Genomic DNA, 25,656 nt, shown 5'->3' on the forward strand with positions numbered 1-25,656 from the left:
TGAGAACTACATAGTGGACGCGAGCATCTTTTATAAGAAGCAATTTCCAAGAATATGAACCTGGATCTGTTGTTCTGTCTTTCGGGATGGAGTGATGGTTTTCATGGTTCTCTCGTGAAGTAGTTTTTTGATCTTTTGTGGTCAAGTTTTTAAGAGCACACGGTGGATGCCTTGGCATTAGGAGCCGAAGAAGGACGTAGGAATCTGCGATAAGCCTGGGGGAGTCGATAACCGGACTGTGATCCCAGGGTGTCCGAATGGGGAAACCCCGCCAGGGGAGCGATCTGCCTGGTGACCCGCATCTGAACACATAGGGTGCGTGGAGGGAACGCGGGGAAGTGAAACATCTCAGTACCCGCAGGAAGAGAAAACAATAGTGATTCCGTTAGTAGTGGCGAGCGAACGCGGATCAGGCTAAACCGTTCCATGTGTGATAGCCGGCGGGCGTTGCATGGTCGGGGTTGTGGGACTTTCCATACTGTCTCTGCCGGGACAGTGAGGTGTGATGTGCAGGCATAGGTGAACGGTCTTGAAAGGCCGGCCAGAGAGGGTGTGAGCCCCGTAACCGAAATGTTTTGTGCCGCCTGGAGAGTATCCCAAGTAGCACGGGGCCCGAGAAATCCCGTGCGAATCTGTCAGGACCACCTGATAAGCCTAAATACTCCCTAATGACCGATAGCGGACCAGTACCGTGAGGGAAAGGTGAAAAGTACCCCGGGAGGGGAGTGAAACAGTACCTGAAACCGTGTGCTTACAATCCGTCGGAGCCAGTCTGATTCTGGTGACGGCGTGCCTTTTGAAGAATGAGCCTGCGAGTTAGTGTTACGTCGCGAGGTTAACCCGTGTGGGGAAGCCGTAGCGAAAGCGAGTCTGAATAGGGCGTTGCAGTGGCGTGATCTAGACCCGAAGCGAAGTGATCTACCCATGGCCAGGTTGAAGCGACGGTAAGACGTCGTGGAGGACCGAACCCACTTCAGTTGAAAATGGAGGGGATGAGCTGTGGGTAGGGGTGAAAGGCCAATCAAACTTCGTGATAGCTGGTTCTCCCCGAAATGCATTTAGGTGCAGCGTTGCGTGTTTCTTGCTGGAGGTAGAGCTACTGGATGGCTAATGGGCCCTACAAGGTTACTGACGTCAGCCAAACTCCGAATGCCGGTAAGTGAGAGCGCAGCAGTGAGACTGTGGGGGATAAGCTTCATAGTCGAGAGGGAAACAGCCCAGACCACCAACTAAGGCCCCTAAGCGTGTGCTAAGTGGGAAAGGATGTGGAGTTGCGAAGACAACCAGGAGGTTGGCTTAGAAGCAGCCATCCTTAAAAGAGTGCGTAATAGCTCACTGGTCAAGTGATTCCGCGCCGACAATGTAGCGGGGCTCAAGTACACCGCCGAAGTTGTGGATTTCAAATATTAGCCAAGCCGCTCCCTTGTGGGGTTGGTTCAGGCGTTTGGAGTGGTAGGGGAGCGTCGTGTGGGCAGTGAAGTCGCGGTGTAAACCAGCGGTGGAGCCTACACGAGTGAGAATGCAGGCATGAGTAGCGAAAGACGGGTGAGAAACCCGTCCGCCGAATGATCAAGGGTTCCAGGGTCAAGCTAATCTGCCCTGGGTAAGTCGGGACCTAAGGCGAGGCCGACAGGCGTAGTCGATGGACAACGGGTTGATATTCCCGTACCGGCGAAAAACCGTCCATGTTGAACAGGGGATACTAACCGCCCGAAACCTGCCTGACCGCCCTTGTGGTGGAAGGGTTTTGGTGGAGCGCGGGACCTGATCCTGGGAGGCAAGCGTATTAACAGGTGTGACGCAGGAAGGTAGCCAAGCCGGGCGATGGTTGTCCCGGTCTAAGGATGTAGGGCGAACGGTAGGCAAATCCGCTGTTCATGATGCCTGAGATCTGATGGGACCCCCGTGAGGGGGGATTTGGTGATCCTATGCTGCCGAGAAAAGCATCGACGCGAGGTTTTAGCCGCCCGTACCCCAAACCGACACAGGTGATCAGGTAGAGAATACTAAGGCGATCGAGAGAATTATGGTTAAGGAACTCGGCAAAATGCCCCCGTAACTTCGGGAGAAGGGGGGCCCCAACCTTGAACACCACGCGCTGGTGGGAGGGGATCGGGGCCGCAGAGACCAGGGGGAAGCGACTGTTTACTAAAAACACAGGTCCGTGCGAAGTCGCAAGACGATGTATACGGACTGACTCCTGCCCGGTGCTGGAAGGTTAAGAGGACCGGTTAGCCGTTCGCGGCGAAGCTGAGAATTTAAGCCCCAGTAAACGGCGGTGGTAACTATAACCATCCTAAGGTAGCGAAATTCCTTGTCGGGTAAGTTCCGACCTGCACGAATGGAGTAACGACTTCCCCGCTGTCTCAACCATAAACTCGGCGAAATTGCAGTACGAGTAAAGATGCTCGTTACGCGCAGCAGGACGGAAAGACCCCGAGACCTTTACTATAGTTTGGTATTGGTGTTCGGAGTGGCTTGTGTAGGATAGGTGGGAGACGTTGAAGCCCGGACGCCAGTTCGGGTGGAGTCATCGTTGAAATACCACTCTGGTCACTTTGGACATCTAACTTCGGCCCGTAATCCGGGTCAGGGACAGTGCCTGATGGGTAGTTTAACTGGGGCGGTTGCCTCCTAAAAAGTAACGGAGGCGCCCAAAGGTTCCCTCAGCCTGGTTGGCAATCAGGTGTCGAGTGTAAGTGCACAAGGGAGCTTGACTGTGAGAGAGACATCTCGAGCAGGGACGAAAGTCGGGACTAGTGATCCGGCGGTACATTGTGGAATGGCCGTCGCTCAACGGATAAAAGGTACCTCGGGGATAACAGGCTGATCTTGCCCAAGAGTCCATATCGACGGCATGGTTTGGCACCTCGATGTCGGCTCGTCGCATCCTGGGGCTGGAGTAGGTCCCAAGGGTTGGGCTGTTCGCCCATTAAAGCGGTACGCGAGCTGGGTTTAGAACGTCGTGAGACAGTTCGGTCCCTATCCGCTGCGCGCGCAGGAAATTTGAGAAGGGCTGTCCTTAGTACGAGAGGACCGGGACGGACGAACCTCTGGTGTGTCAGTTGTACTGCCAAGTGCACCGCTGATTAGCTACGTTCGGATGGGATAACCGCTGAAAGCATCTAAGCGGGAAGCTCGCTTCGAGATGAGATTTCCATACACCTTGTGTGTGAGAGGCCCCCAGCCAGACCACTGGGTTGATAGGCCGGATGTGGAAGCGAGGACTAACGACTCGTGAAGCTGACCGGTACTAATAGGCCGATAACTTACACCACACACTCTCCTCGTGAACGGATTCAAAAGACGTTCACACCATGGGGAGAGTACAAAGATAACAAGACTGCTTGCGTCCACTATGTGGTTCCCAAACAACAAACCAATTTGTTGCAGGGAACAAAAAACACAACACAATAATCAACACCACACCTGCCCTCACCGGCAGGAAGCATGTTGTAACCAGATTTCCCACCCCGCCCGGCACAGCCAGGACAGGGTGCGGAGCAAGGGTTACGGCGGTCATAGCGTGGGGGAAACGCCCGGTCCCATTCCGAACCCGGAAGCTAAGACCCACAGCGCCGATGGTACTGCACCCGGGAGGGTGTGGGAGAGTAGGTCACCGCCGGAACACCATTAGGTCGAGACCCCCCAACACACACGTGTCGGGGGGTCTCCCACATTTAACCGTCCAGAGCCTCCAGACACACCCTGGAGGCTCTCCCGCTTTAACCACCACCCCAAAAACCCACGCCGAACCAACCCCACCCGCAAACCCTCTCTGACATGAAAATTGGGTGACCACGGTGAGGTGCGTGGGGTGATCGGTGCTATCCGGCCTGTTGTAGGGGTTGGAGGGTGACTTGGTAGCCGAGTGATTCGAGTTGTCCGATGGCGCGGGCTTTGGCTTTGGCTGGTGCCTGCCGGGTGAAGTAGTCGGCGCCCGGGTCGTTGTAGAGTTCTCCGGTTGTGAGCATGTGCCAGGCTGCGGTGAGGATCGAGTGTTCGACGGCGACGAGGGCTTTGGCGGGTCCGCGCCGGGAAGCGATGCGTCGGTATCTGGCGGCGAAGTAGGTATTCTTCGATCTCGCGCAGGACAGGGCAGCGATGCCCAGGGCGCCTTTGAGGTACCGGTTGCCGGGCCGTGTTTTGGTGGATTTGATTCGTCCGGCGGATTCGTTGGATCCCGGAGAGGTACCGGCCCAGGATGCCAGGTGCCCTGCGGTGGCGAAGATGCTCATGTCGGCGCCGGTTTCAGCGATGAAGACTTCCGCGATGGTGGTGCTGAACCCCGGGATGCTCACGAGGAGCTCCCGGGCGAAACGAAAGGGCTCCATCGCCGCCTCGATCCTGGTGCTGAGGTCGTTGATGTCGGCGGTGTGGGCGTCAATCCGGTGCAGATAGAGTTCGGTCATGTAGCGGTGGTGTTCGGTGAACCGGCCGGTGAGTGCTTGGGTGAGTTCAGGGATTTTGGACCGCAGCCTGCGTTGGGCCATCTCTGCCAGGGCCGCCGGGTCGGTCTGCCCGTCGATGAGTGCTTGGAGGATCAGGCGTCCGGAGACCCCGGTGATGTTCGAAGCTACGGAGGATAGTTTGATGCAGGCGTCCTCGAGGAGTTTCTCCAGGCGCTGGATCTCCCGGGTCCGTTCCTGGGTGATGATGGTCCGGGCCCGGGTCAGATCCCGCAGTTCACGGATCGGTGGCGGGGGCACGAAGGAGGCCCGGACCAGCCCGTGGGCGCCCAGGTCGGCCAGCCAGGCAGCGTCTGAAACGTCGGTTTTGCGGCCCGGGACGTTCCTGGCGTCATGGGCATTGACCAGGATGATGTTCAGCGGGGGTGTCAAGTTTTCTGTGTAAGGGACCGGTCGGTTATCCGGTCTGCCGGGTGGTCAGATCGGAAGTCGGTTGGGGAATTGAACGGCGAAAGCGTTCAGGGCCTGGTGCCAGCCTTGGGTGCCGGTTCCGAGCTCGCCGCCGCGGGTGGTCTCGATGTTCCGGATCCCCAGGTAGACCAGCTTGATTGCGGCCTCGTCGGAGGGAAATGAGCCCCTGGTTTTGGTGATTTTTCGCAGTTGGTAGTTGATCGATTCAATCTGGTTGGTGGTGTAGATGACTTTGCGGATCTCCGGGGTGAACGCCAGGAACGGCGTGAAGTCCTCCCACGCGTTCCGCCACGCCAATACCGCCCCGGGAGCTGTGCTCTGCCAGGTCTCCGCGAAGGCCTCCATGGCCAGCTCGGCCGCCTGCACGGTCGGTGCGGTGTAGATCGGGCGCATGTCCCGGGCCATGGCTTTGCGTGCGCCGTAGGAGGCGTATTTCATGGCCGAGCGCAGCAGGTGCACCACGCAGGTTTGCACGACGGTCTGGGGGTAGATGCTGTTCACCGCTGCCGGCAGCCCGGTGAGCCCGTCGCAGCACAGGATCAGGATGTCGGTCGCTCCGCGGTTGCGGATTTCGGTGAGCACGTTGGCCCAGAACTTCGCCCCTTCGCTGGTGCCCAGCCACAGGCCCAGGACCTGCTTGCGGCCCTCCACGTCCACGCCCACGGCCACGTGGCAGGCCTTGTTCACCACCACGCCGCCGTCCCGGATTTTCAGCCAGATCGCGTCGATGTAGACGATCGGGTAGACCGATTCCAGCGGCCGGTTCTGCCACTGGGCGACCTCATCGGCGATCACGTCGGTCACCCTCGAAATCGTCGCCGCGGAGACCTTGGTCCCGTAGATCTCATCGAGATGGGAGCCGATGTCCCGGGTGCTCATCCCGCGGGCGTAGAGGGACAGGATCATGTCCTCGACCTTGCCCAGCCGGCGGGCCCGCTTGGGCACGATCACCGGCTCGAAGGAACTGTTCCGGTCCCGCGGCACGGTGACCTGCACCGGCCCCTGGAGGGTCTGAACGCTCTTGGTGGTCTTGCCGTTGCGGGAGTTGCCCGTGCCCTGCCCTGCGGGGTCCCCGGACTCGTAGCCGAGGTGGTCGCTCATCTCGGTTTCCAGGGCCCGTTCCAGGACCGCACGGGTCATCCGGGAGAGCAGTTCCTCAACTCCGTTGCGGCCCTCCCCGAGGTCCTCCGCAGCCGTGACGAGGGCATCGATCTGATCGGCGCTCAAAACGCCTTCAAGGGGGTTGGTGGTCATACTGATTTCGGCCAAGAGGGCCCGTCCTTTCAGGGGCGAAACCGCAGGTCACACCCTAGTTAGAGACCGGACCCTTACACACTCAATGAAACACCCTCTGTTCAGCCCGTCATCTTCAAGCAGGTAGTAAAAGGGGCGCCAGTAATCACCGGTGGCCTCCATCACCACGAGATCCACGTGTTCGTCCAGCAGGTGTTCCTTCAGCCCCAGGATCTGCCCGGTCATTGAACCCCAGGTCGTGACGGTGGATGTGGTGGACTGGCCGCCGCGGCCCTGGATACGGACACAGACCTTCGCGTCCTTCTTTGAAATATCGACACCCGCGCAGCGCGGGTGAACGACCTCCATGACAGATCACCTCTTCCCGATCGGTTCCAGCAGATCGCGTCTGCGTCCCGGGGAAGGCGGATAAACAACAAATCTGACATTCGTGCTCAAAGGCAACATTCCACGGTCCCGCGGATAAAAAGCTGTGCCCTCCACCACCAAACTCACTTACGGGCTCACCGGCACTAAAGAGAGACCGGGGTCGACCGGAACACACTCTCCAGTCTGCTCCGGCAGCTCCAGACCCCGCAACCATTACCGCTGCATCACATTTTCGGCCTCCACGGCGGAGCGAAGCGCCCCTGAGAAACTCACTTAACGCTGTAAAACACCAAACCCCATGCACCGCCGTCGAACACCCAGGCAGCAGGGCTGCCCCGAACCCGCCGGCGGGTGCGAGAGCGTTCCCCGAAACCCCACATCAAGTGAGTGAGAGAGCGTCCTCCGAAAACCCGCATTAAGTGAGAGAGCGTCCCACGGGAGGGGCCGCGTAGAGTTGACGTCCATGGAGAACCTTTTCAGTCACGCGGAACATGCCCTGTCCGGCCAAGCTGAGCCCGCGGAGAGCCTGGACCCGGTCATTCACACAGTGACCGTGCCCGGACCGGTGGCGCAGGCCTTCGCCGGGTTCACGGATCACACCCATTTGTGGTGGCCGATGGAATCAGACAGCGTGTTTGGGGCGGGCTCGTATGTCGAGTTCGAGGACATCCTCATTCTGGAGACCGCTGATGATGGCAGGACTTCCGTCTGGGGAAGCATCGATGACTGGCAGCCGCCGCTGTCCTTCCACGCTTCCTGGTACCCGGGAACAACCGCCCTGTGGTCCACCGAGCTGCGGGTGGCGTTCAGAGCTGTACCGAAGGGTACTGAGGTCCGGCTTGTCCATGACGGCTGGGAAGGCGCCGAGGACCCCTCGGCAGCCAGGGCGGCCTCGGCCCAGGGCTGGCCGGCGGTGCTGGACCGGTTCGTGAGGTTCATGGGCGGCGACTCAGGCGCGCAGGGCTAAACACCCGGGCAGCAGCCCGGACTCAGCCCGGCGGGACCGCCGTGCTGGACCTGACGATAAACTCCGTTGGGTACTCCCGGTCAGTAGGCCCCGAAGTGGCTCCGTTGGCGCGCGGTTCCGTTCCGTTGGCACGCGGCTCCGCGCCGGCGTCGAGCGTTTCCAGCACGAGGCGGGCTGCGAGGGCGCCCTGCCCGCGGGGATCCTGACTGATGGTGGTCAGGCCGACCACCTCGCCGAGTTCGTGGCCGTCCATGCCGATGACAGAGAGATCCTGCGGAACGCGAAGCCCGAAGTCGCGCGCAGCGAGGATAGTGCCGATGGCCATTTCGTCGGAGGCAGCGAAAACGGCGGTGGGCCGCTCGGCCGCCGTGGCGAGGAGCGTGCGGGCACTCGCGTAGGCGCCCTGGATGGTGAAGTCGGCCGAGACGGTCCATTCCGGCCGCACAGTGTGTCCCGCGGCGGCCATGGCAGATTCAAAGCCGGCGCGGCGGATCCCCGGGAGCTTGAAGTCCCGGTTCAGCTCCCCATCCCCTGTGAGGTGCGCGATGCGGGAATGGCCCAGCCCGATGAGGTGCTCAGTGGCCGCCCGTGCCAGGCGTGCGTCGTCGATCCTGATGGTGGAGGCACCGGCCAGCGCGCCGCCAATACCCACGATGGGGCGGTGGATGGCCAGCAGCTGTTTGATCTCGGCCTCACTGAGGACCAGTGCCACGGCAATAACGGCGTCCAGCCTCTTTCGCAGCAGGAAATCATTCAGGACGCTCTGGCGGCGGTCCGGCTGGTCGCCCACGTTGTACAGCGTGAGGTCGTAGCCGGCGTCGAGGAGTGCGCCGGAGACGCCCTCCACCACCGACGAGAAGTACCAGCGGTGGACGGATGGCACCACCAACCCCACATTGTGATTGCGGCCCGAGGCGAGGCTGGAGGCATGGTACGACGGAACGAAGCCGAGCTCATCGGCGGCGGCTTTGGCCAGCTGCCGGCTTCTGGCCGACACATTCGCCTTGCCGCTGAGCGCCCGTGACACCGTGGCGATGGACAGCCCGGCGCGGTCGGCAACGTCCTTGATGCCTGCGGGTCCCACTACTCTGTGCCGCCTCCGTCAATGCGAAGCCACGCGGTTTCGCCTGAGCCGAGGAGATGGCCTGCCACCGGTTCTGCGCTCCGGAGGAGGACCCGGCCGGCGGGCAGTTCCAGGGGCTCGTGGTTGAGGTTCATGATTACCAGCGTAGTGCCGTTGACGTAGGCCAAGGAGGAACCGCTGCACCAGTCTTCGGCCCAGGCGAGTGAGCCGGCGCCGAGGTCCAGCCCGCGGCGCAACGCCAGCATGCCTTTGTAGAGGTTAAGGTGCGACGACGGCGATGCGGCCTGGGCGTCCCGCGCCAGTTCCGTGAAGCTCGCCGGGAGGGGGAGCCAGGGATCCTCCCCGGCGCCGAAGCCGAGGTGCCGTTCAGCGGCCCGCCACGGCAAGGGGACGCGGCAGCCGTCACGGCCCAACCGCGCGCCGCCCGTCCGTGCGAACGTGGGGTCCTGCCGCTGGTGTTCCGGAATGTCGATGCCGTCGGGCAGGCCGAGCTCCTCGCCCTGGTACAGGTAGGCCGCGCCCGGAAGTCCAAGCATAAACATCGTGGCCGCCGCTGCACGCCGGCGGCCGAGGGCCGTGTCCGGCTGGGGATCGGCCGGGCCGATTCCGTCGCCGTCGCGGGGACCGAAGCCGTTGTAGCCGAACCGGCTGGCATGGCGGACCACATCGTGGTTGGACAGGACCCACGTGCTGGGAGCGCCCACGGCATCCAGGACATTCAGGGAGTCCGTGATGACGTTCCGCAGCCGGTAGACATCCAGCCCGGCATGGAGGTACGGGAAATTGAAGGCCTGGTGCATCTCATCGGACCGGACCCAGTCCGCGAGGCGGGGGAGCGGGTCAACGTTGGCCTCCGCGCAGAGGATGCGGTCCGGCCCGTACCCGTCCAGGATTGCCCGCCAGGAACGGAAGATGTCGTGCAGGGCGGGCTGGCCGAACATCGGTGCCTCGTGGCCGGGGTATCCGTCCGAGCTTCCGCCGTCGGCCCGGCCGTTCCAGCCAGGCAGCCCCGGGGCTTTCACCAGGGCGTGGGCAACGTCCACGCGGAAACCTGAGACGCCGCGGTCCAGCCAGAACCGGAGCACGCGCTCAAACTCAGCGTGGACGGCGGGGTTGTCCCAGTTGAAATCGGGCTGGGACGAATCGAACAGGTGCAGGTACCACTGCTCCGGTTGACCGTCCGGCCCGGTGATCCGGTTCCATGCCGGCCCGCCGAAGTGGGACTGCCAGTTGTTGGGCGGTTCGTTGCCGTCGTGCCCGGTGCCGTCCCGGAAGATGAACATGTCACGTTCCGGGCTCCCGGGCGGAGCGGCGACGGCGGCCTGGAACGCCACATGCTGGTCGGAGCAGTGGTTCGGAACGAGATCCACGATCACCCGCAGGCCCAAACGGTTGGCCTCGGCCATCATGATGTCGAAATCCATCAGCGTGCCAAAGATGGGGTCAACGTCGCAGTAGTCGCTGACGTCGTAGCCGGCGTCGCGTTGCGGTGATTTGTAGAAAGGGGACAGCCAGACGGCATCCACCTCCAGCTCGGCCAGCTGAGGCAGCTCAGCCGTGATGCCGGCCAGGTCTCCGATGCCGTCGCCGTTGAGGTCCCGGAAAGACCGTGGGTATACCTGGTAGATCACCGCCGATCGCCACCACCCGGGGGCATTGCCGGCCTCGTGAATGAGAGTCAACGGACCCGTCAGCGGTGCTGTGGCGTAAGTCACTGTATCTACAGACATGGGAGACAGCTTAGGCGCATCTTCGGTCAAAGATGAAAACGCTTCCATAACGAATCTGCAGTGTGCCGGTCGATCACGAAGGAACTTCCCGCCTGACCTGTGGAAACGCTTGCAGTCGGCGGTTACGACATATTACCGCCGAGTAGCGTAACGATCGTTCGGCCTAAACTGGTACCAACACTTACGACGACGGATGGAGGCTGCGTGGGCAGCTTGGTTGAAGAGCTGGTGGGCGCCCTCGGTGCCCCGCAGGTGAACACCGACGAAACAGCGCTGGCCAGGTATGCCGTGGACCAGGCCCCTGTCCTGGACTTCCAGTTGCCCGAAGCCGTGGTCTTCGCCCGTTCTGTGGCAGACGTCCAGGCGGTGGTCCGGCTCTGCAGTGCGCAGGGAGTTTCCGTCGTGGCCCGGGGAGCCGGGACCGGTGTTTCCGGGGGCGCCCACGCGAGCCGGAACAGCGTTGTCCTGTCGCTGGAACGGATGAACCGCATCCTTGACCTGAACCCCGACGACGAGACTGCCGTCGTCGAACCCGGGGTGGTGAACGCGGCACTCAATGAGGCCGCCGCGGAGTACGGGCTGATGTACGCGCCCGATCCCGCCAGTTTCCGCACGTCGACCATCGGCGGCAATGTTGCCACCAATGCCGGGGGACTGCGCTGCGCCAAGTACGGCGTCACCAGGGACTCGGTGCTGGCGCTGGACGTGGTGCTGGCCGATGGCTCCCTGATCCACACCGGCCACCAGACCTTCAAGGGTGTGGCGGGCTACGATCTCACGGGCCTGTTTGTTGGCTCGGAGGGCACGCTGGGGATCGTGGTGGGAGCGACCGTGCGGCTCAAATACCTGCCCCGCGACATACACACTGTTGCCGCCTTCTACCCGGACTTCAGGCAGGCCGCCGCGGGGGTCTTGGCTGTGGGCAGGGCACGAGTGCAGCCGGCCATCATGGAACTCCTCGACGGCGGCACGCTCGCCCAGCTGGACGAAATCCACGGCTCCGACCTAAGTTCGCGCGGCCGTTCGCTGCTCCTGATCCAGACCGACGGGTTCGGCGCTGCGGCGGAGGCCGCCGTCGTCCGGTCGGTCCTCGCAGCCGGCGGCGCAACGGTGAGCACCGAATCAACGGCGGAAGCCGAGCAGCTCGTGGAGCTGCGCCGGAACAGCCGGGGCGTGGAGGTGGATGACCAGTACCGGGTGGGGGAGGACGTCGCCGTACCCCGCTCGCGCCTGGTGGACTACGTCGCCGTGCTCGAAGACCTGGCGGCGCAACACCACGTGAACCTGAAGGTGGTGGCGCACGCCGGAGACGGCAACCTGCATCCGACGTTCTGGATTGACCGGGCGGGCGACGCAGTGGATGCAGACGCCATGGACCGCCTGAACCTCGCCCTGGACGCCTCCGTCACTGGCGCCCTGGAGATGGGCGGCACCATCACGGGGGAGCACGGCGTCGGGCAGTACAAGCTCCGCTGGCTCGGCCTGGAGCAGCCGGAGCCGGTCCGGGAATTCCAGCGCAGGATCAAGGAGCTGTTCGACCCTGCAGGCATCCTGAACCCTGGCAAGGCCATCTAAGGCCCGGCGGGCCCAACTGAGTAGCAGCAGGTGTCGTTATGAGCGCTTGGCTTCATGCGGTGATCGCAACACCTGCTGCTACCTAGTTGGGCAGCGCGTGTATTAACACAGCCGTGCTGCCACCCTCGCCGGACCCCTCCTAGTCGTCGACGTCCGGGTACTCGTCGATGGATTCGTCCGCACCGTAACGGGACTCCTCAGTCTCCGCTTCGAGAATCTTGAGCATACCCGTATCCGGGTTGAGCATGATGGCAGCCTCGTCCCGGCGGTGGCGCAGGACGGAATCGATGTAGGACTGCACGGCCTCGGCGAGCGGGATGTGGCGGGCCTGTTCCTCGGACATGTACCAGCGGTGCTCCAGGACCTCGTGGACTGCCTCGGCCGGCTCAAGTTTGCGGGACAGGTCGCGGGGGATGGAGCGCACAATCGGCTCGAACACCTGGCTGACCCACAGGTGCGCGCTGTATTCCTCGTCCATGCCAGGGTTGTTGTCCGCCCGGAAGGTGTCCATGTCATTGAGCAGACGCCGTGCCTGGTTTTCCTGGGCATCCAGCCCGGTCAGACGCAGCAGCCGGCGCATGTGGTGGCCGGCGTCTACCACCTTGGGCTGGAGCTGGATAGTGGACCCGTTCTGGGTGGTCTTAATGGCGTATTCCTCGACGTCGAACCCGAGTTCGTTGAGCCGCCGGATGCGGGCGGCCACGCGCCACCGTTCGCCGAGTTCGAAGGATTCCTTCTCCGTCAGCTCCGCCCATAGCCGGCGGTAGCTTTCCATGATGAGTTCGCTGGTGGCCACGGGGTCCACCTTTTCCTCGATCAGGCCGCCGTCCAGGAGGTCCATCAGCTCGCCGGCGATGTTCACCCGGGCGATCTCGAGGTCGTATTCGCGCTGGCCGGTGGAAAGATCGGGGTACAGCTCCCCGGTTTCGGCGTCGACCAGGTAGGCAGCGAACGCGCCGGCATCGCGGCGGAACAGCGTGTTGGACAGGGAAACGTCGCCCCAGTAGAAGCCGATGAGGTGGAGCCGGACCATCAGCAGGGCCTGGGCATCGATCAGGCGGGTCAGGGTGTCCTTGCGGAGCATCTGGGAGAACAAGGCCCGGTAGGGCATTGAAAACTTCAGGTGCCGCGTTACCAGCACCGGGTTCAGCGGACGTCCGTCCAGCGTGGTGCGTCCGGTGATGACCGCTACCGGGTCAACACAGGGGACGTCGAGGCGGGCCAGCTTGCGGAGCATGTGATATTCGTGCCGGGCTACATGCTCAGAGGTTTCCTTGATGGCGATGACTGAGCCGCCCAGGTGTGCGAAACGCACGATGTGCCGGGAGATGCCGCGGGGTAGCGCGGCCAGGTTTTCCGCCGGCCAGTCTTCCAACGCGATATGCCAGGGCAGGTCGAGGAGTTCCGGATCCGCGGAGGCAGCAGTGATGCTGAGTGAACTGGAGATGGCAATGTTCTTGTCGTCCTTGGCGCTCGCTGCCTCGAACCGGGGCAGTTTGCCGACCTGCGCGTAGTCCGTTGGCTCGTCGTGCCACTGGGCATTGTATTCATCGCTCATGGGTCAATTCTTCCGTACTTCTGGGGGCCAGGGGCAAAGTGCGCAAACGAACGACGGCGGCCCTCCCGTTGTGGGGGAGGGCCGCCGTCGTTCAGTGGATCTCGAGAACCTCGATCACCGGGTGCTCAGGGCGCCGGGGTGGTCAGTCGCCGAGGCGCAGCCCGGTCTTGGTGTCGAACAGGTGAACGTGGCCCGACTGCGGACGGACGTAGATGGACTCGCCCTTCATCGGGGGGCGGCGGCCGTCGACGCGTGCCACGATGTCGTGGTCCTTGCCGTCCAGCGTGGTGTGGCCGTAGACGTACGCATCTGCACCGAGCTCTTCAACAACGTCAACTTCAACCTTGAGGCCTTCACCCTGCGGTGCGGTCTCGAGGTCCTCGGGGCGGCTGCCCAGGGTGACGGTGCTGCCGTGTGCCTCTTCGAGGACGTTGCGCGGCACCGGGTAAACCGTTCCGCCGAACTGGACGCCGCCGTCGACGACGGGAAGCTCCAGCAGGTTCATGGCGGGGGAACCGATGAAGCCGGCAACGAAGACGTTCTTGGGCTTGTCGTAGAGGTTGCGCGGGGTATCAACCTGCATCAGCAGGCCGTCCTTGAGGACAGCAACGCGGTCACCCATGGTCATGGCCTCAACCTGGTCGTGCGTGACGTAAACGGTGGTGACGCCGAGGCGGCGGGTCAGGGACGCGATCTGCGTACGCGTCTGGACACGGAGCTTGGCGTCCAGGTTGGAGAGGGGCTCGTCCATGAGGAACACCTGCGGGTTACGCACGATGGCGCGGCCCATGGCCACACGCTGGCGCTGACCGCCGGAGAGTGCCTTCGGCTTGCGGTCCAGGTACGGCTCGAGGTCAAGAAGCTTGGCGGCCTCACGGACACGCTCGGCGCGCTCTTCCTTGGAGACGCCGGCGATCTTCAACGCGAAGCCCATGTTGTCCGCAACCGTCATGTGCGGGTAGAGCGCGTAGTTCTGGAAAACCATCGCGATGTCGCGGTCCTTCGGCGGAACGTCGGTGACATCGCGGTCGCCAATCAGGATCCGGCCGGCGTTGACATCCTCAAGGCCTGCGAGCATGCGCAGGGAGGTGGATTTACCGCAACCGGAGGGTCCAACGAGGACCAGGAACTCGCCATCGGCGATTTCAATGTTGAGCTTGTCAACAGCGGGCTTCTCTGTGCCCGGGTACAGACGCGTAGCGTTATCAAAAGTAACTGTAGCCACAGTTATCAATCCCTTCACCGGCAGGTACGTGCCGGACGATCCGTAGTGAATGGTTCATGTAATTCAGTTATCCACGGCCAGGCAGCCGTGAACCCCCCGGCCGAGGCCGAGGAGTATCGCGTGACGCCGCACGGTTCTGTGCGCCACATCACAGACAAGAGTATGTCAGAACTGTTGGTTATTGTTGCAAATGTTACGGAGGTCACATGTGAGGTTGGGCATGTCGGCTCACTGCGGGGTGCCGGGCTCTTCCTCAGCCACCACGAGGCTGCGCTCCTGCAGCAGCGCCTCCAGCAGCTCAGCCACGTGGGCCGGCGCCTCCACCCGAAACTCGGCCCGGGTGAAGTCCAGGCCCACTTTGACGCCCACATCGCCGGGTTCCAGCCGGGCCAGCGCGTCTTCGTCCGTGACGTCGTCACCGGCGAAAAGGACAGCCGTTGCCCCGGTAATCTGGCGCAGGAACGTCAGCCCCTCGCCCTTGGAAGCGTTGACCACCGACGTTTCGAGGACCCGCTTGCCGTCTTTCAGGAAAACGCCTTTGCGGTCCTGGAGCACTGAACGGGCTGCGGCGACGGCGTCCTCGGCCACATCGTCCTCCGCCAGGCGCGTGTGCAGGACAACTCCCGCGGGCTTGTCCTCCAGGAGCGTGCCCGGTGCGCGCTCAACGATCTCTTCCAGGACTCCACGCACTTGGGCAAGCAGCAGGCGCTGGCCCTCATCCAGGGTCAGCTCCGCCGACCCGGGGCCCAGCCAGGCTTCGGCTCCGTGGCTGCCGATCAGCAGCGTGTCCACGGGCGGTGACGCCACAGCCCGAAGACTGGCGAGCGCACGGCCTGAGAGGAGTGCCGTCGTCGTCCGCGGAAGGGCTGCCAGCCCCGCGAACGCGGCGGCTGAGCGCGGAAGGGGGCGGGCGTCGTCGGCACGGTCCACGATCGGGGAGATGGTGCCGTCGAAGTCGAGCGCCACCAGCAGGTGTTCCGTCTGGGCAATACGGCGCATGGCCTCCCGGAGCTCCGGGGAAAGGGTCAGCGGGCCTTTGGCGCTGCGGGCGTCAGGAGTCATCGCGGACAACCTTCTCGTTCAGGGCCGCCAGGAAATCAGCGGACCAGTGATCGACGTCGTGCTCCAGGATCTGCTTGCGCATGGCACGCATCCGGCGGGCGGCGTCCTTCGGGGACATGTTGACGGCGTGCATGATGGTGTCTTTAAGGCCGTCAATATCGTGCGGATTCATGAGCAGTGCCTGCTTCAGCTGGTCCGCGGCGCCCGCGAACTCGCTGAGCACCAGGGCGCCGTCGTTGTTCTTGCGGGCGGTGACGTATTCCTTGGCCACGAGGTTCATGCCGTCCCGCAGGGCCGTGACCAGCATGACGTCCGCGGCCAGGTACAGTGCCACCATTTCCTCCACGGGATAGCTGTGGTGGAGGTAGCGGACGGCCGTGTTCTGGATGGTGTCGTACGTGCCGTTGATGTGGCCGACGGTCCCCTCGATCTCCTCGCGCAGCAGCCGGTACTGCTCCACGCGTTCCCGGCTGGGGCTGGCCACCTGGATGAGGGTGGCGTCCGTGACGGCGAGCTTTCCCTCGTTCAGGAGTTCCTCGAAGGCCTTGAGCCGGTGGCGGATGCCCTTGGTGTAGTCCAGCCGGTCGACGCCCAGCAGGATGGTTTTGGGGTTGCCGAGGTCCTGGCGGATCTGGCGGGCACGCTCGATGATTTCCGGCTTGTGGGCCAGTTCGCTGATTTGCGCCACGTCAATGGAGATGGGGAAGGCCTGGGCCCTGGCTATGTGCGTGATTTCGCCGTCGTGGCCCTTAACGTGCACCTGTTGCTGCTTGACGCTGGCGCCGAGGAACCGCCGGGCGGAGCGCATGAAGTTGCCGGCATCGCTGGGACGCTGGAAACCCACCAGGTCAGCGCCCATCAGGCCGTCGATGATGGCCTTCCGCCACGGCAGCTGGGCAAAGATTTCCGGCGGGGGGAAGGGGATGTGGTTGAAGAACCCGATCCTGAGGTCCGGCCGGGCCTCCCGCAGGAGCCGTGGAACCAGCTGCAACTGGTAGTCCTGGACCCACACCGTGGCGCCCTGGTCGGCGTGGCGTATGACGGCGTCGGCGAACCTTTGATTGACCTTGCGGTAGGCGTCCCACCAGGTCCGGTGGAATTCCGGCGGGGCAATGACGTCGTGGTAGAGCGGCCACAAAGTGGCGTTGGAGAAGCCCTCGTAGTAGAGCTCAACGTCGTCGGTGCTCAGCTGGACCGGGACAAGATCCATGCCGCCATGGCTGAAGGGCTTGACCGTTTCATCCGGGGCGCCGTGCCAGCCTACCCAGGCGCCGTCGGTCTTGGTCATCATCGGTGCGAGGGCAGTCACCAGCCCGCCGGGGGAGCGGCGCCAGCCGGAGCCGTCGTCCCCGCTCTCACCTGGCGCGCAGCGGTCAACAGGCAGCCTGTTGGACACCACCATGAAGTCATACTTTGCAGGCGACCTGTGGCCGTGCGGGGCCGGGTGGCCTTCGGGTACGGCTGTTGGTTTTTCCTGGACGGGTGTTTGCATTGCGGCCCCCTGGGGTTGCTTGTGCCTTTAAGCCACCTTAATAGGATGGAATGCAAGGAGCCATTCGTCCGGTGTTGCGGCCGGGATACTTGAAACAGCAAGCTCTCAGGTTTCTACCCTAAAATGGGTGGAAGTCGCCACAGAGTGGTCCCCCTATGTCGATCGACCCTAGGAACACATGAGCCCCGCAAATGAAATACGTAAGTCCAAGGCTGAGCGAACCTCGGAGGCGCGCGAGAAGGCCCGCCTGATCCGCGAAGCCCAGCTGAAGAAGGACAAGCGCAACAAGCTGCTGATCGGCTGGGGCATTGTTGTGGCCGTTGTGGCCATCATTGCGATCGTGGCCCTTGTGGTGACCACCACCATGCGGAACAACGCGCCGGTTGCCGATCAGGGTCCGACGCCTGCCAACGGCAACGTCCACGGCGGTATCACGCTGCTCGCCAACACCGAGGTTGCCAAACTCGAACCGGCAACCGTTGATGCCGCTTCCGTGGGAGAGCCGCCTGAAACCGCCCCGGCGGAGGTTGTTGCCCCCGGCGCCGAGGCTGAAGCGGGCAAGCCCGTCAAGGTGGTCCTGTACATCGACTTCATCTGCCCCGTCTGCAAGAACTTCGAGGCACAGTACAACGAGCAGCTGACCAGCTTGCGCAACGAGGGCAAGATCAGCGTTGAATACCGGGCCCTCGGGTTCCTGGACAACCGGTCCTCGACCAACTACTCCTCGCGTGCAGCCAACGCCGCCGCCTGTGTTGTGAACGAGTCCCCGGAAAAGTACGCGGAATTTGTTGACTCGCTGTTCGCCAACCAGCCCGCGGAAGGCGGGGCCGGCATCTCCGACAACGACTTGAAGAAGATGGCCACGGACATCGGAGCCAAGCCGATTGACACGTGCATCGATGACAAGACGTACCGCCCGTTCGTGAAGTTCACTACCAAGCAGGCCGCCGCTATCGGCGTTACCGGCACGCCTACCGTGTTCGTTGACGGCCAGCAGTGGGGCAAGGGTGCCAGCGCGCAGACCCCGTTCCCTGAGTTCCTGCAGGCAGCAATCGCCGCCAAGGGCTAATCTCTTCCACCCTCTGCTGAATTGCAGCGATGGCCCGGCCCCGGATGTACTCCGGGGCCGGGCCATTTTCAGCTTTTCCGGTGCCGGGTTTTTACGAGCGGGCGGAGTTGGGCTAACCTTATCTAGCGCCGTTCAGGCGCACACCCTGTGTAAGGGTGCGCCTCCTTAGCTCAGTTGGCCAGAGCACCGCTCTTGTAAAGCGGGGGTCGTCAGTTCGAATCTGACAGGAGGCTCCACGAACCCCTTCATTCCGGCGATCTTGTCCGGGACGGAGGGGTTTTCATGTGTCAGCGTTGACACGCTCCGGCGGCAGGCCTAGATTGCTTTTTACTGCGGGGCGCGGCGCTTTTTGCCGCTGGTATCGGTCTCGTCGCCGCAAAGGCACCCATCTTCACTGCCCGTGGCAGTTTCGGCGAAAACCCTGGCTGGCTATGGCCGCCCTCAGGAGCACCACGATGACTACTTTGATGCGATATTTCCGCGCGCCGTGGACAGGCGCGCTTTCACTGTTCAGGAGTGTTCCCCTCAGCAGGTCCAAAGAGCGAAGTCTATTGCTTGTGGCCGTACTTGCGGCCAGCCTCACCGGCATCGGCGTGGCCGCACAGGCTGCGCCCGACCCCGGCGGGGCCGGCGACAGCGCCGGCGCACCCGGAAGCGGTGACGCGTACTTTCCCTACGCCGGCAACGGAGGCTACGACGTCATCCACTACGACCTCGACCTGCGCTACGCGCCGCCGTCAGATCCTGCCGTACTCCAAGGGAATCTCAGCGGCGTGGCCACCATCACGCTGCGTGCCACGGAGGACCTCGAAACGCTGAACTTCGACTTGCGCGGCCTGGACGTGACGGCAGTCAGCGTCGACGGCAAGGGTGCAAATCACGGGAAATCGTACGACGGCGGCGCCTCCGAATGGTCGCAGGTGCAGGAAGGTGTTAATCGCGTCTGGGAACTGACCATCGGCCTGCGGCCGGAACTGGAGGCCGGGCAGGTGGCCAGGATCGTCGTCGAGTACGGCGGTGTCACCGGCCGACCCACTGACACCACCGGCGCGCTCTACGGATGGGTCACCACCGCTGACGGCGCTCTGGTTGTCAACGAGCCCGACGGGGCATCAACCTGGTACCCGGTCAACGACGATCCCGAGGATAAAGCGACCTACACGTTCAACATCACGGTGCCGGAGGGCAAAACTGCAGTGGCCAACGGCCTGCCTGCGGACCGGCCGGCAACGAAGGACGGTTGGACCACGTGGGCCTGGGACGCCGCTGACCCAATGGCCAGTTATCTCTCAACGGCAAGCGTGGGGGACTTTGTGCTGCAGTACGCCGCCGGCCCCCGGCGGTTGCCCGTCATCAACGCCATCGATAAAGACGTAGCCGGTGACGCGCTGGCCCGGACGACTGATTCCCTTGCCCTGCAGCCGCAGATGATCAGGTTCCTGGAGACGCTTTTTGGGCGCTACCCGTTCGAGGCATTCGGGGCGATTGTCGACGACGATTCGGTCGACTACGCCCTGGAGACCCAGACGCGGCCGCTCTACTCCGGTGTTGCGGGCGAAGAGACCGTGGTGCACGAGCTGGGGCACCTGTGGTTCGGCAACGCCGTGAGCCCGGCGGACTGGCAGCACATCTGGCTCAACGAGGGCTGGGCGACCTATATCGAGTGGCTCTGGGCCGAGCACAGGGGATTGGCAACGGTGGCGCAGCAATTCACCGCCACCGTCACATCCCTCGACACCAACAGCCGCTGGGGGATGGACATTGCAGACCCTGGCCGGGACAACCTGTTTTCGCCTGCGGTTTATCAGCGTGGCGCGGCTGCCCTGCACGCGCTGCGTGTCAGGATCGGCGACGATGCGTTCTTCGAGGGCGCGCGATTGTGGCTGGACCGCTACGACGACTCGTCGGCCACCACAGAGGACTTCCAAGCGGTGATGGAAGAAGCCTCCGGCGAACCGCTGGACACTTTCTTTAATGAATGGCTGAGGGATCCAGCCCGGCCGGCAGTGATCCCGTAACGCTGATCCAGGTACCAAGTTCATTCAACGTCTGAGCTGAGATCCGGTGTCCTCCGGGGTCGCGGCGGGCATGGGTGCTGGCTGCAGATTCGGTCGTCAGGTACTCCCACGTCCGGGCGAGCAGCTCTTCCGGAATGACCCTGTCCTGGTCCCCATGGGCGACAAAGACGTCAAGGCCGTTCAACCGGGCAGGTGTGACCGGCACCCCGGCGTCGAATGGCAACGTGCCGTAAAGAATCGCCGCTCCCGAGAAGCGGTGGGGATCGTTGAGTATCAGGCCGCCGGCGAAAGCGGCGCCTCCGCTGAAGCCGACCAGGATGACAGGCCGGCCAGCGGGGGCGAACCCGTCGAGCCAGCTCCTGAACCAGGCCATCTGCTCTGCCAGGGACTCCGGCGTGGGCCGTCCGATGCCCCGATTGGCAAACCACGCGTATCCGCCACCCTCCGCGATGGGGGCTCGAACGGCAGCGTAGGCGAAGCCCTGCGGGAGGTGGTCCGCGAGGCCCAGGATCTCGCGTTCATTGGAACCGCGTCCGTGCAGCAGCACCACCAGCGGTGCAGCCGGGTCGGCAGAACGGGCGGTTGCCACAACGTGGGGAATGCCGTCGAGGTGCATTTCTGCGGCGTCGGGCTTTTCGGCGAGGCTCATGCGTGCTCCTGGTGGCGTATACTGGATTTAGTTGAAGCTACAACTAGTACACCGCGTCCAGGCAGCGCTGTCAATTGGCCGGCGGAGATCCTGCTGATCCCTCACTCTGAATCGATCAGGTCCAGCAGCTTCTTGGCGGCGTCCCGGATGTCATCGTGGCCATGCTGGGCTGCCCTGCTCTCCAGCGAGATCACGGCGCAGCGGTGGATCTTCTTGAAGTCGCCGAACGGAAAACTGACGCTGCCCTTGGTGCCTTCGGATTGGTCGGCATCCCGGCCCAGGTGCCATTCGGCGAATGCCGCGAAGCCGTGCTTGTCGATATACGCATTCTCGTCGTCGGCTGACGGGGCATGTTCACTCCAGTCATCGCGGACATCGCGTTCAACTTTTCCGCTCTTGATGAGCTTGCGCGCGTGGGTAAGTGCTTTGTGGTTGAGTTTGGCGGCCATGATGCCTCCTGGGGTCACAACACGGAATGCTGGCTATTTCAGCCTAACCCCGCGGCGGGCCCCTGAAATCAGTCGGGTTGCCGACGCTATTGCTTAACTACCGGCACTATGACCTAAACTGCTTCACTGAGGCGCCTGAAATGGTGCCGCGCAGCAACGAAAGTGAACCCCGTTATGGCTACCGATTACGACGCTCCACGCAAGACGGATGATGAGTCGTCCGCCGAGTCGCTGGAGGCTTTGCAGGCATCCCGCGGCGGCAATGCCCAGACCGCCGTCATCGACGTCGAGGAGAACGATACCGCTGAGGGCATCGACCTTCCCGGTGCCGATCTCTCCGGCGAAGAGCTGACCGTTGTTGTTGTCCCCGAGCAGTCCGATGAGTTCACCTGCTCATCCTGCTTCCTGGTCCGCCACCGGTCCCAGATTGCGCGCGAAAAGAACGGCATGAAGTACTGCATCGAGTGCGAAGGCTAAGACGTTCTCGCAGGCGCCAGGCCGTCGTCGTTATCATGCATAACGGCGGGGTGCAGAAATGGTGTTAATAGCGTTTCTTTTGGCCCCCGCGATGCCGCCGGATTACTCCCGCGTGACCGGCCAAAGCCCCGTTTAACGGTTCCGCGCCGAAGCGGCAACAACCCTGTATAAGGGCCGCTGAGGCTCCTACGCTTGAGCTACCTAATCACTCGAAGGGTGGCCCACAATGAAAAAGGTTTACACGTGGCTGACGGTCATTCTGATGGCTGTTGGATTGGGTTTCCTGGCTCCGGGGCCTGCCTCGGCAACCACATCCTATTGCGGACTCGTCTGGGGGTCGCTGGCTAAATCAGATGCGGCGATGAGCTCCGCATCCGTCACCAACATCAGGACGGGGCAGCACTACTGCTTCGACCGGATGGTGGTTGATCTCAACGGCGCTGTTAAGGGCTACACGGTCCGGTATGTGCCGGCTGTGGTCCAGGACGGTTCAGGCAACAAAATCCCGGTGCGGGGTGCTGCCTTCCTCCAGGTGACAGTGAACGCGCCGGCGTACAACGGCAATTACAAGCCCACGTACACCCCGCCGGTTCCGGACACCGAGCTGTCCAATGTCTCGGGATACCAGACCTTCCGGCAGGTAGCTTATGCAGGCAGCTACGAAGGCTACACCAGCCTCGGCCTGGGCGTCCGTGCCCGGCTTCCGTTCCGGGTATTCGCCCTGGACGGCCCTGGCTCCGGATCGCGTCTGGTGGTGGATGTGGCGCACTTCTGGTGACCGCCCCGTCCGGCAGATGCTCCAGCGTTGAGATAAGTCGAGAAACCCAAAGGGAAGGTGCCCTGCCCGGGAAGACTCCGGACAGGGCACCACTCTGTGCGCGGGGCGTTGGCGGCGCCAGCCGTTGTGCCGCGGGTGGCCGCAGCGGCCGAGATGACTCCCGACGGCGGGGCTACTCCCGGCGTTTGCCCTGCCGCAGCGCCGCGCGCAGTTCCTTCCAGGCTCCGGTGGACCACAGCGCCCACACGACCAGGACGGGCTGGAAGAACAGCCGCACAAAGCGTGCACGGTCTGTATCCAGGCCGAAGCCGTCCGTACGGGTCACGTACTGCGAAATGTTGCCGGGAAAGATGAGTACGAAGAATGCCGCCGCCATCAATCCGACCGGGACGCGGCGCTTGCGCAGTGCGATCAGGGCGGCGCCGAGGCTGATTTCAGCCACGCCTGACGCCAGCACCACAAAGTCTTTATCCATCGGGAACCAGGGCGGGACCTGAGCCTGGAATTCCTGCCGCGCAACGGTGAGGTGGCTGACTCCGGCGAAAGCCAGTGCACCGCCCAGTGCCACCGCTCCGATCAGCCGGGGCGCCGAGACCTTCCCTGCGGGGCGGGTCAGGAGCCGGGTCAATGCTGTTCGGGTGAGCGTCATGACTGAAAAGTAGCATGTTTCCATGCCTGCTCTACCCGCCGGTAACCTGCGCTGCGTGTTCGCGGACGAGGCGCCAAGCCACTCTGCTTTGAGCCGCGCCGGACAGCTTAGTAAGCTTACTGAGAAATCGTTGCCGCCGGCAGGGCTCAGCCCCTGCCGGACTGATAGCGTCGGCATTACTGGACCAATCGAGGAGGATTCATGAAAGCTTCACCGACCCTGACCAACAACCTGCAGGCCGTTCTGGCAGACCTGATCGAGCTGCACATCCAAGGCAAGCAGGCGCACTGGAATATTGTGGGCACCAACTTCCGGGACCTGCACCTGCAGCTGGATGAAATTGTCGACGCCGCCCGGCAGTTCGCTGATGACACCGCCGAGCGGATGCGCGCCCTCCATGCCCTGCCGGACGGCCGCAGCGCCACCGTGGCCAAGTCCACGTCGCTGGCCCAGTTCCCCGAGGGACTCATCAACACCAAGGATGCCATCGAGCGGATCGTCGCCGCCCTTGAGGCAGCGGTAGGTACCATGCGCAAGGTCCATGACGAGGTGGATGAAGAGGATCCCACTACAGCGGACCTGCTGCACGAATTCATCGCCAAGCTGGAGCAGTACGCGTGGATGGTCAACGCCGAGACCATGAAGGCGTCCGCCAGCGTCACCGCGCCCGACACGAAGTAGCAGTCTGGCCCGGGGAGGCCCCGGTTCCGGAATCACATCCGGAACCGGGGCCTTCTTTATGCGCAACCCGGCGGGGCCGGGCCGCTGTGCCTAGTCCGCCGTCGGAATTCTGCGGAGCACGACGGCGGTGAGGACCGCAGCTCCAGCCATCATTACCAGCGCAATTGCGGCAGTGATGTGGACCCCCGAATCAAACGCCAGGCGGGCCGCGCCGCGCAGCGCGTCGCCCAGCGGAGCAGGCAGGCTGACTGCCAGTTCCATGGCACCCGCGAGGGTTTCGCCGGCCTGGTGGACGGCGCCGCCTGGCGAGGACTCCGCCAGCCCGGCGGGAAACCGGAGATTGTGCTGGTAGGACGCGGTGAGGATCGAGCCCAGGACGGCCGTCCCCAGCAGGGAACCCACCTCGTATCCTGTTTCCGAGATGGCGGCAGCTGCACCTGACTTTTCGGCAGGGACGGAGCCCAGGATGAGATCGTTGGAGATTGTCTCCGCCGCACCGACTCCGAGGGCAAGAATCAGCAACGCAGCCAGCAGGAGAACGGGGCCGGAGGCGTGATCGCCGAAGAGGACGATGCCGTAGCCGGTGGCGCTAAGGGCCAGGCCTCCGGCCACCACGAAGCCTGGCCGCACCTTCCGCACCAGCGGCACCACCGCGAGGCCGGCCACCACTGTTGCTACGAGGGCCGGGATCATGGCGACGCCGGCGGCTGACGGCGTCATCCCGTCCAGGAGCTGCAGGTGCTGGGCGAGGAACAGGATAAAGCCGTTGAAGGAGAACAGCGCCAGCACGTTGGCCGTGATGGCGGTACTGAAAACCGGGTTGCCGAACAGTGACATGTCCAGCAGAGGGCTGGCAAGCCGTTGCTGACGGCGGACAAGGACGAATCCCATGGCGAGGCCGAATGCGATCAGGGCCGCGGGTGTGGCCGCGAAGCCTTCTGTTGCCAGCTCCTTGATGCCATACACCACCGGAACCATCACCAGCAGGGACAGGGCGATGCTCGGCACATCCAGCCGTCCGGGTCGGGGGTCCCTCGATTCCGGGATGAAGGCGGGGCCGAAAGCCACCAGCGGCAGCATGATGGGCACGGCGACCAGCAGGATGGCACCCCACCAAAACTCCTCCACCAGCCACCCGCCAAAAATGGGCCCGAGGGCGGCGCCGCCGGAGAAGCCCGCCGCCCAGATGGCTACGGCCAGCCTGCGCCGGTTTGGATCAGGAAAGATGTTGCGGATCAGGGACAGGGTGGACGGCATCAGCATGGCACCAAAGAACCCCAGCGCGGCCCGACCTGCGATGAGCCATTCCGCGCTGGGGGCAAAGGCTGTGATTGCTGACACGGCCGCAAAGCCAACGCTGCCGATCAGCAGCAGGCGGCGGCGCCCGATCCGGTCGCCCAGGCTGCCCATGGCAACCAGGAGGCCGGCGAGCACCAGCGGATAGGCGTCCACGATCCACAGCAACTGGACGCCGGTCGTCTCCAGGCTGCCCGCAATCGCCGGCAACGCGAAGGTCAGGGCCGTGTTGTCCACGGCGACCAAGAGCACGGGGAACATCAGCAGGGCCAGGGCGAGCCAGTCCCGCCACGGCGACCTGGCCGGTCCCGACGGCAGGGCGGTGGTGGATGTGCTGCGCGTGTTCTGGCGGGAGGATGCGGGCAACGTCATTCCGTAACTATACCGTCCAGAC

18 protein-coding genes, 1 tRNA gene, 2 rRNA genes and 2 pseudogenes are annotated in these 25,656 nt (G+C 63.3%); 10 read left to right on the plus strand and 13 right to left on the minus strand.

The annotated features are described in order from the left end of the window. Nucleotides 1-139: 139 nt before the first annotated feature. Together IDT60_RS03415 and rrf are read left to right on the plus strand one after the other, a co-directional pair. A 23S ribosomal RNA gene (locus IDT60_RS03415) occupies nucleotides 140-3,278 on the plus strand. A gap of 233 nt (nucleotides 3,279-3,511) precedes the next feature. Then, nucleotides 3,512-3,628 (plus strand): 5S ribosomal RNA (gene rrf, locus IDT60_RS03420). Nucleotides 3,629-3,827: 199 nt separating this feature from the next. Here the strand turns inward: rrf and IDT60_RS03425 are convergent. From IDT60_RS03425 to IDT60_RS03435, 3 genes and pseudogenes are all read right to left on the minus strand, one after another. Continuing rightward, nucleotides 3,828-4,829 (minus strand): annotated as a pseudogene (locus IDT60_RS03425) (IS110 family transposase); the annotation flags it as partial. A 57-nt stretch (nucleotides 4,830-4,886) separates the two neighbouring features. After that, nucleotides 4,887-6,134: an IS256 family transposase gene (locus IDT60_RS03430; RefSeq protein ID WP_191081774.1), complete on the minus strand. Its 1,248-nt coding sequence runs from the start codon at nucleotides 6,132-6,134 to the stop codon at nucleotides 4,887-4,889. A 99-nt stretch (nucleotides 6,135-6,233) separates the two neighbouring features. Continuing rightward, nucleotides 6,234-6,482: pseudogene (locus IDT60_RS03435) on the minus strand (IS110 family transposase); the annotation flags it as partial. Nucleotides 6,483-6,966: 484 nt separating this feature from the next. Here IDT60_RS03435 and IDT60_RS03440 point away from each other — a divergent pair. Next, the gene (locus IDT60_RS03440) at nucleotides 6,967-7,470 is read left to right on the plus strand and encodes an SRPBCC domain-containing protein (RefSeq protein ID WP_191080874.1); all 504 of its coding nucleotides are present in this window, start codon (nucleotides 6,967-6,969) and stop codon (nucleotides 7,468-7,470) included. A gap of 22 nt (nucleotides 7,471-7,492) precedes the next feature. Here the strand turns inward: IDT60_RS03440 and IDT60_RS03445 are convergent, their stop codons facing one another. Together IDT60_RS03445 and IDT60_RS03450 are read right to left on the minus strand one after the other, a co-directional pair. Then, on the minus strand, nucleotides 7,493-8,554 hold the full coding sequence (locus tag IDT60_RS03445; protein WP_191080875.1) for a LacI family DNA-binding transcriptional regulator: 1,062 nt from the start codon (nucleotides 8,552-8,554) through the stop codon (nucleotides 7,493-7,495). Next, nucleotides 8,554-10,284 (minus strand): glycoside hydrolase family 13 protein, encoded by a 1,731-nt coding sequence (locus IDT60_RS03450; protein WP_191080876.1) that lies wholly within the window; start codon nucleotides 10,282-10,284, stop codon nucleotides 8,554-8,556. The genes IDT60_RS03445 and IDT60_RS03450 overlap by 1 nt, the downstream gene beginning before the upstream one ends. A 204-nt stretch (nucleotides 10,285-10,488) precedes the next feature. Here IDT60_RS03450 and IDT60_RS03455 point away from each other — a divergent pair, with 204 nt between their 5' ends. Then, the gene (locus tag IDT60_RS03455) at nucleotides 10,489-11,859 is read left to right on the plus strand and encodes an FAD-binding oxidoreductase (protein WP_191080877.1); all 1,371 of its coding nucleotides are present in this window, start codon (nucleotides 10,489-10,491) and stop codon (nucleotides 11,857-11,859) included. A gap of 139 nt (nucleotides 11,860-11,998) precedes the next feature. On the opposite strand, the gene IDT60_RS03460 is transcribed toward IDT60_RS03455, so the two are convergent. The 4 genes from IDT60_RS03460 to IDT60_RS03475 form a co-directional block, all read right to left on the minus strand. Then, on the minus strand, nucleotides 11,999-13,417 hold the full coding sequence (locus IDT60_RS03460; protein ID WP_164202204.1) for a DUF4032 domain-containing protein: 1,419 nt from the start codon (nucleotides 13,415-13,417) through the stop codon (nucleotides 11,999-12,001). Nucleotides 13,418-13,559: 142 nt separating this feature from the next. Beyond that, nucleotides 13,560-14,642: an ABC transporter ATP-binding protein gene (locus IDT60_RS03465; RefSeq protein ID WP_164202202.1), complete on the minus strand. Its 1,083-nt coding sequence runs from the start codon at nucleotides 14,640-14,642 to the stop codon at nucleotides 13,560-13,562. Nucleotides 14,643-14,870: 228 nt separating this feature from the next. Continuing rightward, nucleotides 14,871-15,704 (minus strand): trehalose-phosphatase, encoded by an 834-nt coding sequence (gene otsB, locus IDT60_RS03470; RefSeq protein ID WP_191080878.1) that lies wholly within the window; start codon nucleotides 15,702-15,704, stop codon nucleotides 14,871-14,873. Then, nucleotides 15,694-17,196 (minus strand): trehalose-6-phosphate synthase, encoded by a 1,503-nt coding sequence (locus IDT60_RS03475; protein ID WP_191080879.1) that lies wholly within the window; start codon nucleotides 17,194-17,196, stop codon nucleotides 15,694-15,696. Before IDT60_RS03475 ends, otsB begins: the two co-directional genes overlap by 11 nt. Before the next feature lie 178 nt (nucleotides 17,197-17,374). Between IDT60_RS03475 and IDT60_RS03480 the strand changes: the two genes are divergently transcribed. The 3 genes from IDT60_RS03480 (at nucleotide 17,375) to IDT60_RS03490 (ending at nucleotide 20,283) form a co-directional block, all read left to right on the plus strand. Further along, a complete protein-coding gene (locus tag IDT60_RS03480) occupies nucleotides 17,375-18,265 on the plus strand; it encodes a thioredoxin domain-containing protein (RefSeq protein WP_164202196.1) in 891 nt (296 codons plus the stop codon). Nucleotides 18,266-18,424: 159 nt separating this feature from the next. Continuing rightward, nucleotides 18,425-18,501 (plus strand) — tRNA-Thr (locus IDT60_RS03485). A gap of 321 nt (nucleotides 18,502-18,822) precedes the next feature. Next, entirely contained in the window at nucleotides 18,823-20,283 is a 1,461-nt protein-coding gene (locus IDT60_RS03490; protein WP_223883864.1) for a M1 family metallopeptidase, read from the plus strand. Here the strand turns inward: IDT60_RS03490 and IDT60_RS03495 are convergent. Together IDT60_RS03495 and IDT60_RS03500 are read right to left on the minus strand one after the other, a co-directional pair. Then, a complete protein-coding gene (locus IDT60_RS03495; RefSeq protein WP_191080880.1) occupies nucleotides 20,237-20,932 on the minus strand; it encodes an alpha/beta hydrolase in 696 nt (231 codons plus the stop codon). The genes IDT60_RS03490 and IDT60_RS03495 overlap by 47 nt on opposite strands. A gap of 101 nt (nucleotides 20,933-21,033) precedes the next feature. After that, nucleotides 21,034-21,381: a hypothetical protein gene (locus IDT60_RS03500; protein ID WP_191080881.1), complete on the minus strand. Its 348-nt coding sequence runs from the start codon at nucleotides 21,379-21,381 to the stop codon at nucleotides 21,034-21,036. A gap of 174 nt (nucleotides 21,382-21,555) precedes the next feature. On the opposite strand from IDT60_RS03500, the gene IDT60_RS03505 reads away from it, so the two are divergent. Together IDT60_RS03505 and IDT60_RS03510 are read left to right on the plus strand one after the other, a co-directional pair. After that, nucleotides 21,556-21,858 carry a DUF4193 domain-containing protein gene (locus IDT60_RS03505; protein WP_164202190.1) on the plus strand — a complete coding sequence of 101 codons (303 nt, stop codon included), beginning with the start codon at nucleotides 21,556-21,558 and terminating at the stop codon, nucleotides 21,856-21,858. 226 nt (nucleotides 21,859-22,084) lie between these two features. After that, nucleotides 22,085-22,636 carry a hypothetical protein gene (locus tag IDT60_RS03510; protein ID WP_164202188.1) on the plus strand — a complete coding sequence of 184 codons (552 nt, stop codon included), beginning with the start codon at nucleotides 22,085-22,087 and terminating at the stop codon, nucleotides 22,634-22,636. A 172-nt stretch (nucleotides 22,637-22,808) separates the two neighbouring features. Here the strand turns inward: IDT60_RS03510 and IDT60_RS03515 are convergent, their stop codons facing one another. Continuing rightward, nucleotides 22,809-23,285 carry a hypothetical protein gene (locus tag IDT60_RS03515; RefSeq protein WP_208786629.1) on the minus strand — a complete coding sequence of 159 codons (477 nt, stop codon included), beginning with the start codon at nucleotides 23,283-23,285 and terminating at the stop codon, nucleotides 22,809-22,811. Nucleotides 23,286-23,486: 201 nt separating this feature from the next. Between IDT60_RS03515 and IDT60_RS03520 the strand changes: the two genes are divergently transcribed. Then, nucleotides 23,487-23,966, plus strand: a complete 480-nt coding sequence (locus IDT60_RS03520; RefSeq protein ID WP_191080882.1) for a Dps family protein — start codon at nucleotides 23,487-23,489, stop codon at nucleotides 23,964-23,966. Between the two features lie 90 nt (nucleotides 23,967-24,056). On the opposite strand, the gene IDT60_RS03525 is transcribed toward IDT60_RS03520, so the two are convergent. Next, on the minus strand, nucleotides 24,057-25,634 hold the full coding sequence (locus IDT60_RS03525; RefSeq protein ID WP_191080883.1) for an MFS transporter: 1,578 nt from the start codon (nucleotides 25,632-25,634) through the stop codon (nucleotides 24,057-24,059). Nucleotides 25,635-25,656: the final 22 nt, after the last annotated feature.

Source organism: Pseudarthrobacter sp. BIM B-2242, from assembly GCF_014764445.1.
Lineage (GTDB): Bacteria > Actinomycetota > Actinomycetes > Actinomycetales > Micrococcaceae > Arthrobacter > Arthrobacter luteus_A.